The organism is Streptomyces sp. NPDC026673 (assembly GCF_040638135.1).
Lineage (GTDB): Bacteria > Actinomycetota > Actinomycetes > Streptomycetales > Streptomycetaceae > Actinacidiphila.
On sequence record NZ_JBEZXR010000097.1, the window covers coordinates 17,857 to 27,006 of the forward strand.

The 9,150-nt window shown below is 72.9% G+C and carries 10 protein-coding genes; 5 read left to right on the forward strand and 5 right to left on the reverse strand.

Going from position 1 to position 9,150, the window contains the following annotated elements; all coding sequences use genetic code 11:
• Positions 1 to 313: 313 nt before the first annotated feature.
• Complete coding sequence (locus AB0F62_RS38035; protein WP_361810268.1) at positions 314 to 3,082, forward strand: FtsX-like permease family protein; 2,769 nt, start codon at positions 314 to 316, stop codon at positions 3,080 to 3,082.
• Here AB0F62_RS38035 and AB0F62_RS38040 read toward each other — a convergent pair.
• Both AB0F62_RS38040 and AB0F62_RS38045 read right to left on the reverse strand, forming a co-directional pair.
• The gene (locus tag AB0F62_RS38040; RefSeq protein ID WP_361810270.1) at positions 3,077 to 3,484 is read right to left on the reverse strand and encodes an IS5 family transposase; all 408 of its coding nucleotides are present in this window, start codon (positions 3,482 to 3,484) and stop codon (positions 3,077 to 3,079) included. The genes AB0F62_RS38035 and AB0F62_RS38040 overlap by 6 nt on opposite strands.
• Positions 3,485 to 3,493: 9 nt before the next feature.
• Positions 3,494 to 4,402 carry a GNAT family N-acetyltransferase gene (locus AB0F62_RS38045; RefSeq protein ID WP_361810272.1) on the reverse strand — a complete coding sequence of 303 codons (909 nt, stop codon included), beginning with the start codon at positions 4,400 to 4,402 and terminating at the stop codon, positions 3,494 to 3,496.
• 253 nt (positions 4,403 to 4,655) lie between these two features.
• Here AB0F62_RS38045 and AB0F62_RS38050 point away from each other — a divergent pair, with 253 nt between their 5' ends.
• Entirely contained in the window at positions 4,656 to 5,075 is a 420-nt protein-coding gene (locus AB0F62_RS38050) for a CoA-binding protein (RefSeq protein WP_361810274.1), read from the forward strand.
• 189 nt (positions 5,076 to 5,264) lie between these two features.
• Here AB0F62_RS38050 and AB0F62_RS38055 read toward each other — a convergent pair whose 3' ends face one another.
• A complete protein-coding gene (locus tag AB0F62_RS38055) occupies positions 5,265 to 5,633 on the reverse strand; it encodes a DoxX family protein (RefSeq protein ID WP_361810276.1) in 369 nt (122 codons plus the stop codon).
• Positions 5,634 to 5,943: 310 nt separating this feature from the next.
• On the reverse strand, positions 5,944 to 6,885 hold the full coding sequence (locus tag AB0F62_RS38060) for a helix-turn-helix domain-containing protein (RefSeq protein WP_361810278.1): 942 nt from the start codon (positions 6,883 to 6,885) through the stop codon (positions 5,944 to 5,946).
• Between the two features lie 199 nt (positions 6,886 to 7,084).
• Between AB0F62_RS38060 and AB0F62_RS38065 the strand changes: the two genes are divergently transcribed.
• The 3 genes from AB0F62_RS38065 to AB0F62_RS38075 are packed head-to-tail and all read left to right on the forward strand — an operon-like array spanning position 7,085 to position 8,421.
• Positions 7,085 to 7,729: a DJ-1/PfpI family protein gene (locus tag AB0F62_RS38065; protein ID WP_361810280.1), complete on the forward strand. Its 645-nt coding sequence runs from the start codon at positions 7,085 to 7,087 to the stop codon at positions 7,727 to 7,729.
• 12 nt (positions 7,730 to 7,741) lie between these two features.
• Positions 7,742 to 8,176 carry a hypothetical protein gene (locus AB0F62_RS38070; RefSeq protein ID WP_361810282.1) on the forward strand — a complete coding sequence of 145 codons (435 nt, stop codon included), beginning with the start codon at positions 7,742 to 7,744 and terminating at the stop codon, positions 8,174 to 8,176.
• 5 nt (positions 8,177 to 8,181) lie between these two features.
• Positions 8,182 to 8,421, forward strand: a complete 240-nt coding sequence (locus tag AB0F62_RS38075) for a DUF3817 domain-containing protein (RefSeq protein ID WP_361810288.1) — start codon at positions 8,182 to 8,184, stop codon at positions 8,419 to 8,421.
• A gap of 102 nt (positions 8,422 to 8,523) precedes the next feature.
• Here the strand turns inward: AB0F62_RS38075 and AB0F62_RS38080 are convergent, their stop codons facing one another.
• The gene (locus tag AB0F62_RS38080) at positions 8,524 to 8,820 is read right to left on the reverse strand and encodes a hypothetical protein (protein WP_361810284.1); all 297 of its coding nucleotides are present in this window, start codon (positions 8,818 to 8,820) and stop codon (positions 8,524 to 8,526) included.
• Between the last annotated feature and the right edge of the window lie 330 nt (positions 8,821 to 9,150).

Below are 9,150 nucleotides of genomic sequence, written 5' to 3' on the forward strand. Positions count from 1 at the left end.
GTGTGCGACCACCGTGTGACATGGGCGTATTCTGTGTCACTCCCACCGCTCGGCGGTGGACTTGTGGATCACTCGCAACACACTCTTTCGGGCATCGAGAACGGGGGCATGGTGCCGGGCTTGGTCTTCCTGCGCCTGCGGGCACACCGGCCGGCGGCTGGTGCCGCGTGGCTTTCCGTCGTCCTGACCACCTGCTCCGCGGCCGTGGCCGCGGTTGGAGACGCCGGCTCCCGGCGCGCGCTCCAGGGGCCGCCGGGCGTCCGGACGTCGATCGACGTGACGTCCGAAGTGCCGCGCCAGGGAGGTGAATGACGTGGCCGAGTCCCGTTCCCCGCACAGCGGTGACGTCTCGTGGATCCGCGCCCGGCTGCGTGCCGCCCCCGGCGGGACGCTGGCCCTGGCCGCGCTGGTGCTGGTGACGGCGTTCCTGGCGGCCGCGGTGCCGCGGGCCGTCGAGGGCTACGAGGACGCCGCGCTGCGCGACACGCTGTCACAAGCGTCGCTGCCCGACCGCAGCGTCACCATGTCGCTCCGGGTGTCGCGGCTGTCCGTGCCCTTCGGCCCCGAGGCCCTGGTGACCCCGCGGGCCCTTGCGGCGGGGGAGAAGGAGTTCCAGCGCCTGGTGCGGCCGCCGCTGGTGCTGGCGCCGGACCAGACCGTGTACGGAGCCCGGTCCGAGGACACGGTCGCCACCGACCCCGAATTGCCACGGCCCCCCTCGCCCACGCCCCTGCCACCGAAGGGCACGCTGGTGGCCCAGCCGGACCTGGCGGCACACACCCGCCTGGTCGAGGGACGCCTGCCCAGGCCCGGCACCGACGCCCGCAGCGTCGAAGCGGTGCTCACCGACCGCACCGCCAGGGTCATGAAACTGCGCACCGGCTCCGCGTTCCACCTCAAGGACGCGATCGGATCGGTGACGACCGTGCGCGTCACCGGCATCGTCACACCCCGGACGCCTGGCGCCGCCTGGTGGAACGCGGAACCCGACCTGCGAAAGCCCCGGCTGGTGTCGGTACCCAAGAAGCCCGACCCCTGGGTCTACTGGCGCTTCACGGCGCTGATCGACGAGAACGCCACGAAGGCCCTGCTCGGTCTGCAGAACGGTGCGCTGGCCTACTGGCACCACCCGGCCGACGTCGGGGCGCTGAGGGCTGGGGATGTCCCGGCGCTGCGCGACCGGGTCGCCTCGCTGACGGCGGGTGCGGACGCGGGCCGGCTGCAGACCAGGCAACGCGGGCTGCGGGTCGCGGAGCAGGGACTGGGTGAACGTCTGGCGCCGTTCCTCGCGGAGCGCACGGCCGCCCGGCCGCTGGTCCTGGTCGCCGCCGTGGGTGTGGGGACCGTGGCCGTCGTGGTGCTGCTGTTGGCGGTCGGCCTGTCGACGACGCGCCGCAGGGCCGAGTTCACGCTGCTGCGCACCCGCGGCATCAGCCTGGGCGCGCTCACCGGCCGACTGCTGGCCGAGAGCGCGGTGGTGGCGGTGCCGTCCGCGGCCGCGGGACTGGCCCTGGCACTGGCACTGCTCCCGGCGCGGAGCACCGCGCTCGCGGTGTGGGCCGCCGCCGTCGTGGCCGTCGTGGCCACGGTGACCCTGCCGGTGCGGGCAGTCGCCGCGGCCCGCCGGCCGCGCGCCGAGCAGCGGGATGACATCGTCGCCGCCCGGCCCTCCAAGCGCCGCACCGTGGCCGAACTGGCGATCGTGGTCGTGGTCACCGGCGCCGTGATCGCGCTGCGACACCGCGGCACGGCGGACGACGGCGCCGATCTCCTCACCGCCGCCGCGCCCGTCCTCGTGGCCGTGGTGGCCGCCTTGGTCATGCTGCGCCTGTATCCCTGGCCGCTGCGCCTGCTGGCACGGCCGTTCGGCCGGCTGAACGGGCCGGTGCTGCACCTGGGCCTGGCCCGGGCCGGACGCGCCCCCTCGACGACGGCGCTGCCGCTGCTGGCCGTGCTGGTGGCTCTGACCGTCACCTCCTTCGGCGGCTCGGTACTGGCCGGCGTGGAGTCCGGACGCGACCGCGCCGCGCTCACCGCGGTCGGCGCCGACGCCCGCGTGCAGACCTACGGCGCCCTGCCCCAGGGAATCGACGCCCGGATCCGCAAGGTCACGGGCGTACACGAGGTCACCGGCGTCCGGATCGAACCCGGGCAGACCCTGCTCGGCAGCCGTACCCGCTTCGACTTGCTGGTCGTCGATCCGAAGCCGTACACGCGACTGGTGGCCGAGACCGGCCTCGGTGCCCCGTTCCCGACCACGGTGCTCGACGCCGGGGCGTCGGAAACCATCCCCGCCATCGCCTCGCCGCGTCTCGCGCGGCAGTTCGGGAGCGGCACCCGGCCGGTGAGCACCAGGTCGTCGGCCGGGGTGGCCATGGTGCGCGTCGCGGCCACGCGGGATGTCACACCGGCGGCCCCCAACCGTGAGTTTCTGATCGTGTCGAGGGACGCCCTGGCGAAGGTGGCATCCGCCACCGCACTCCCGGACCACGGGCCCTCGGCGCTCTACGCGACCGGCGGCGGCATCGACGCCAAGGCACTGCGCGCCCTGGTGGCCAAGGCCGCACCCAAGGCCAACGTCACCCTGCAACCCGAGGTCCGCGCCTCCTACGGGACGACGTCGGCCCTGCAGTCGGGCGCCCGCCACGTCTACCTGGCCGCCGTCGCCGCGGGCGCCGGGTTCAGCGTGCTGGCACTGTTGCTGTCGCTGCTGCACAACGCGCCGCAGCGCAAGGCACTGCTGGCCCGCCTGCGCACCATGGGCATGACCGGCCGCCAACGGCAGTGGCTGGCCGTGCTGGAGATGCTGCCGCAGGTCCTGCTCGGCGCGCTCGGCGGCATCGCCGTCAGCCTGGCCACCGTCCCCCTGGTGCGCCCCGGCGTGGACCTGGTGGCACTCGCCTTCACCGTCCGCACACCGGCCACCGACCTGTCCGGAGCCGTCCTGCGCAGCGACGCCGCCTCACTGCTGATACCCGCTGCCGCGCTGGTGCTGTTGGCCTGCGTGGTGCTGGCCGTCCAGGCCTGGCTGACGGGCCGACGGGGGGAGGGAACCGAACTCCGGATGGGGGAACGATCATGAGCTGCCGGCCGTCCGGCTCGGTGACGGCACCTGGGCGCGGTTCCGTCGGGAGGCCCCCCTCCTCCTGGTTCGTGCGGCGTGATGGTGGGCCGGGCAGGCGGGGGAGTCGACGTCGAGGTTCCAGTCGATCAGGTCACCCGCATCGGCCCGGGCCTGAAGCTGGGTGAGGATCCGCTGCCAGGTGCCGTCCCTCTGCCAGCGGCGGAACAGGTCGTACACCCGGCCCCATGGCCCGTACTGCTCGGGAATGTCCCGCCAGGGGATGCCGGTGCGGACCCGGAACCGAATACCGTCGATCAGCTGCCGCCGGGTCCAGACCGGGGGTCGGCCGAGCCCTTTTCCCTTCGGCAGCAGCGGCTCCAGCACCGCCCACTGCTCGTCCGTCAGATCTCCACGTGTCACGAACCAAGATCATTTCATATCAAGATCGACTCCCGATACGGGCCCCTGGGCCTCGGCGTCCCGGCGCCGGTCCCGGGTCTCGGGCCGTGGCCGGAACCCCGCGGACGTGTAGGTGGCGACCGCGCCGGCATTGGCGCTGGGGGTGCAGACGGTCGCGCTCGACGAGCCCAGCTCGCGCAGCGCGGCAGCCGCGGCGACGCTGATCGCCTTGCCGTGGCCGTGGCCGCGGTGTTCCCGGTGCACGCCCATCGGTTCGAGCAGCCCGGGCTTCCCCGGACCGGCCGACCACACCGTCGCCGCCGCCACCGCGTTGTCCTGGTCGTCGTACGCGACCAGGCACCTGGCGTCGGCGTACGGGTATCCGGCTGCCATCGCGCGCCAGCGCTCATCCGTGAACGTCGACCTGTCGAAGGCGGCCCGCTGCACGGCGGTCCGCACGTGCGCACGTTCCGGCCCGATCACCTCGATCCGTACGCCCGGGTCCTCGACAGGCTCCGCGAGGTCGCGGCACAGCGGCGTCCACGGCTCGTCGGCGTTCCAGCCCTCCTCGGACAGCAGGTCCTGGACCAGTGAGCCCGGGGGCGCCTCGAGGTACGCCCTTCCCCCGACCAGTACGCCGCGCCGCGGCTCGGTCATGTCCTCAACCAGCTGCCGCGCAAGCTCCTCGTCCCGCTGAGCGCCCGGTGCGATCGTCAGCCGCAGCAGCTCGGGACCGTCCAGCAGTCCGACGGCGAGAATCTGTCCGTTCCGGCTCCAGGTCCGGACCGCGGCGGCCGTCGCCTCCGCGCCGAACCGCCAGAACCAGCCGAGATCCCCCGGATGCAGCTGCGTCGGTGCTCCGTCGTACTGCCACTCCCGCAGCACGTCCACAGCCCCGCTCAACCCGTCGACGTCCGGCTTGCCCAAAGCGATCGCCATGGCTCCGATCACACACCATCGCGCCCACAGCCCGCATCGGTTTTCCGGCCGGGCCGGCTTCGCCGAACTCTCCGAGGCCGGCGCCTTGACCGGTCGTGTCCTGACTCGAGAAGCATTCGACCATTGCATACAGTATTCAAATTGGCTATGGTCTGTCCATGCGGCAGACGAAGCTCGAGGGCCCGGCCCTTCCCGTGTTCGTGTGGTTGGCGGCAACCGGTGCGGAATCCACCCCCGCGCGGCGGTGCCGCCCATGACGACCTACGGCGACGACGCGACGATAAGGCGGATTCTCACCACTACCGGCGACACCTGGGCCGTGGTGGGCCTCTCCGACAACCCCGAACGGGCCGCGTACCGCGTGGCCGAGAAGCTGCAGCGCATCGGCAAGAGGGTGGTGCCCGTACACCCCAAGGCCGAGACGGTGCACGGCGAACAGGGCTACGCCTCCCTGGGGGAGATCCCTTTCCCGGTGGACGTCGTGAACGTGTTCGTCAACTCCACCCTCGCCGGAGACATCGCCGACCGGGCTGTGGCGATCGGCGCCAAGGCGGTCTGGTTCCAACTGGGCGTCATAGACGAGGCCGCGTACGGCAGGACTCGCGATGCCGGCCTGCTGATGGTGATGGACCGCTCCGCGGGACGGGAGATACCCCGGCTGGGCCTGATGTGACGCTTCCTTCCCCGGTCGAGCATGCGACCACCGCCGGCCCTCGGGTCATCCGCCCGCGCCGAGCGGGGTGGGCGGCACCGCCCCGCTCGGCCGCCGGCCCTCGGTGCGGTCGGCGGCCAGGCCGGCGTAGGCGTCGCGGTCGGGGTCTTCGGGCAGCGGGGCCTCGGCCCGACGGTCGGCGGGTGGCGGTTACAGCGACGCGGCCAGCGTGATGGCGGTGGCCACGGCCACGGGCAGCAGCACGATGGGGGTTATCGCGGCATTGCGGGTCGCGCTGTCCGCGTACTCGCCCTTCTTGGCGTGGAAGCAGATCGCGCCGATGAGCACCACAACCGTGCCGATCGCAGCCGCGATGCCCAGCGGCTGCCACCAGCAGCCCACGCCCAGTCCGATGGCCGCGGCCACCTCCGCGATGCCGATGAACCGGACCAGGCCGGCGCTGAGCCCCTTCTGGATGAGGCCTTCCGGAACGGCGCCGGTGAGTTGCACCTTGGGGGCGCCGGCGGCGAGGAAGACGAGGGCGAGCAGAACGCTGAGGATGACGGCGGCTATGTACACGGTGGTTCCTAGTCGTAAACGAAGACGTGCTGATGGGTCGGCGCGATGGACCGCTCTCACGATGGGGTCCGGTGATGCCGGGCCGCCTGGCGTGCGGTCGCCGTCCATCATCCACACTACTTGACGCGTCAAGCAAATCGGGAGTGTGGGTGCCCTCGGCGCTCCATGCGGGGTCCGCGCCGGCTGTGGGGGGCGGACTCCCGCCCGTGCGTGACCTGCCCGAAGGGGGATCCTGGCGCGGGTCGCCACGCCCCGCGGGGCCCCCGCCGTCGACCCTCGGAGGTCGTGTGCCGCGCCCGTTGAGGGCCGGTCAGCCGCGGAAGGCGCGCCGGTAGGCCTGGGGGCTGGTGCCGACCACGCGTTTGAAGCGTTCACGGAACGCCGTGGGGGAGCCGAAGCCGGCCTGGACGGCGATGCGGTCGACGGAGTGGGTCGTGGACTCCAGGAGGTACTGGGCCCGGCGGACCCGGGCACGGTGCAGCCACTGCAGCGGGGTGGTGCCGGTCTGCTCGCGGAAGCGGCGGTTGAGGGTGCGGGTGCTGATGCCGGCGTGTGCGGCGATGTCCTGCAGGGAGAGCTCGAGGTCGCAGTGCTCCTCCATCCAGCGCAGCAGCGGCTCCATGCCGGCCCCGGCGGGCGTCGGGGGCTGCTGGTGGACGATGAACTGGGCCTGGCCGCCCTCCCGTTCCAGCGGCATGACGGACAGCCTGGCGGTATCGGCGGCGACGGCGGAGCCGTGGTCCGCCCGGATCATGTGCAGGCACAGGTCGAGGCCGGCGGCGGCCCCCGCGGAGGTGAGGAACTGCCCGTTGTCGACGTAGAGGACGTCGGGGTCGACGGTCACCTTCGGGTGGCGGGCGGCCAGTTCGGCGGCCGCCACCCAGTGGGTCGTCGCCCGCAGGCCGTCCAGCAGTCCGGTGGCGGCCAGAACGAAGGCGCCGACACACACCGAGGCGATCCGCGTGCCGTTGGCCGCGGCCTCCCGCAGGGCCCGCAGCACCTCGTCCGGCACGGGCAGGGAGGGGTCCGCGACGCCGGGGACGATGATCGTGTCGGCGTCGGCGAGGCCGTCCAGGCCGTACGGGGCGCGCAGCGTGAACGGCCCGGCGCCGACCTCGGGGGCGGGCGCGCAGATCCTCAGCCGGTAGGCGGGACGGCCGTCGGGCAGCCGGGTGCGGGAGAAGACCTCGATCGGGGCCGCCAGGTCGAAGGCGATCACCTGGTCGAGCGCGAGGACGGCGACCGTGTGCATGGCGCAAGCGTAAATGCTCAACGGGATCCGGCCAAAGCGTCTGAGCAGCGGTGAACAGTCAGGCCATGGGCATCACTGCTGTTCATGAGCTCTGGCGGGAATCCGTTGGGAAGTGGCAATAGTGCCACTTCTGTCGCCGCCCCGGCCGCCCTAGCGTCGGTGGCGTCCGATCAACGTCCACCGCTGTGGAGGGGTGCCGATGCACGCCCAGTTCATCCTGTTCGACGGCTTCGACCCACTTGATGTCATCGCGCCCTACGAGACGCTGGGGGCCGGCGGCGTCGAGGTGGGGCTCGTCTCCGCCGAGGGGCCGCGCGAGGTGCCCAGCGGGCTCCGCGGAGTGGGCCTGCGGGCGACCGCGGTGCTCGACCCGGCGCGCGCGGACCTGGTCGTCGTGCCGGGAGCGGCAGGCCGCATCCCTGCCGAGGGAGAGGAGCCCGGCGCGGACGGCACCGTCCCGGCCCTGCTGGCCCGCACCCTCGGCACGCCCCTGCCCGGGCTGCTCAAAGAGGCCCTGGACCGGCCCGGCACCACCGTCGCCACGGTGTGCGGCGGCTCGTACGTCCTGGCTTTGGCAGGACTGATCGCCGGCCGGCACGCCACCACCCACGCGCTCGGCCTGGACGCGCTGTGGAACGCCGGAGCGACGGTCGTCGACGCCCGCGTGGTCGACGACGGCGACCTGGTCACCGCCGCCGGCGTCACCTCCGGCCTCGATCTCGGGCTGTACCTGCTGGAACGGGAGATCGGTCCACGCGTCGCGCACGCCGTGCAGCGCCTGCTCTCCCACGAACGCCGCGGTGTCGTCTGGCGCGCCGAGGGCCCGGTCCCGGCCGGGGTGTGAGGAGCGCAGTCCGTGACCAAGTTCCTTCTCGCGGTGCACGTCCTGGCCGCGATCGTCGCCGTGGGCCCGGTGACCGTGGCCGCAAGCATGTTCCCCCGCATGGTCCGTCAGGCGCCCCGCTCGGCGCCGCTGCTGCACCGCATCTGCCGGGTGTACGCGGGTGTCGGTGTGGTCGTCCCGGTCTTCGGCCTGGCCACCGCGAGCAGCATGGGCGTCCTCGGGGACGCCTGGCTGATCGCCTCGATCGCCCTGACGGCAGTGGCCGCCGCGGTGCTCGGCCTGTTCGTCCTGCCGCGGCAGGAGACGGTGCTCGCCGCGCTCGACGCGGGGACCGATCCCGGCGGAGGCGTCGCGCGCCTCGCCCTGCTCACCGGGGTCTTCAATCTGCTCTGGGCGACGGTCACCGTGCTGATGATCGTCCGCCCCGGCTCGACGACGGGAGCGTGACCGCCGTGCGCGCACTGCGGATCGCCTCCGCCGTCGAACTGGTCACCCTGGCCGTGCTCCTGGCCAACCTCGCCACCGTCCACCTGCGGCCGCTCTCCTCCCTCGTGGGCCCCCTCCACGGCTGCGCCTACCTCTGGGTCGTCATCGCCGTCCACCGCACGGGGGGTTCCACGCCGGCGCGGGTCCGCGCCCTGGTGCCGGGCATCGGCGGGCTGCTGGCGATGCGCCGGCTGCCCCGGCCGTGACGTGGGGAGGGCGAACCGAGGGCCGTGCGGTGCACGCGGGTGGGGGAGTGGTCCTGCGGGGACGTCTGCCTCCGGCAAGAGTTCCGTCGGTCCGTCGGTCCGTCAGCCAGTCGGCCGGCGAGCGGCGTCACGGGCCTCGGTGATCCGGGTCTGCACATCCATCACCACAGCGTGGAGGCGTCCCGGCCGTACGCGTTCACGCGCCATCCACTCATCGAGGCGAGGACGGAGGAACCTGACCGCCCAAGGCCCGTTGCGCCGCAGGGTCGAGCGGCTGATGGAGATCTCCTCCTGGATCTCCCGTCGCAGGTCGTCGGTCCAGCCCTGTTCACGGTCATCGTGCGCGAGGGGAGCTTTGAGGATGGCCACGGCCTCGCCGAGGGACTCTGACAGTTCCATCGCTCCCCATCTCCCGCGGCATGCGGGTCACGCCTCTCCAGGGTCGCCCGAGGCGCGCCGGGCATTTCCGGGATGACGTGTGTCCTCGGCTTGCCGGCAGTGGTGACGCGCCGGTTGTGATGCCGAACGTAGCCGATCGCAGTCGGGCCTGGGTCGTGTCGTCACATGCCCTCCCCCAACCTTCGGCCGGGGGTGCCCCCACCCAGCGGCGCTCCCCCAGCTTCGCTGGGTGGTGCCCCCAGGCACGGCACTCCCCCAGCCTTCGGCCCGGGGGAGTTGTCGAATCGTCCGAGTAGCCCACTACGAGGACGACTCTCCGCCTTGCGATGC

Bases quoted from the DNA above. Each gene is read 5' to 3' on its own strand.
- AB0F62_RS38065 (WP_361810280.1), top strand. From the start codon at position 7,085: ATGCACGCCCAGTTCATCCTGTTCGACGGCTTCGACCCACTTGATGTC.
- AB0F62_RS38080 (WP_361810284.1), bottom strand. From the start codon at position 8,820: ATGGAACTGTCAGAGTCCCTCGGCGAGGCCGTGGCCATCCTCAAAGCT.
- AB0F62_RS38060 (WP_361810278.1), bottom strand. From the start codon at position 6,885: ATGCACACGGTCGCCGTCCTCGCGCTCGACCAGGTGATCGCCTTCGAC.
- AB0F62_RS38045 (WP_361810272.1), bottom strand. From the start codon at position 4,402: ATGGCGATCGCTTTGGGCAAGCCGGACGTCGACGGGTTGAGCGGGGCT.
- AB0F62_RS38050 (WP_361810274.1), top strand. From the start codon at position 4,656: ATGACGACCTACGGCGACGACGCGACGATAAGGCGGATTCTCACCACT.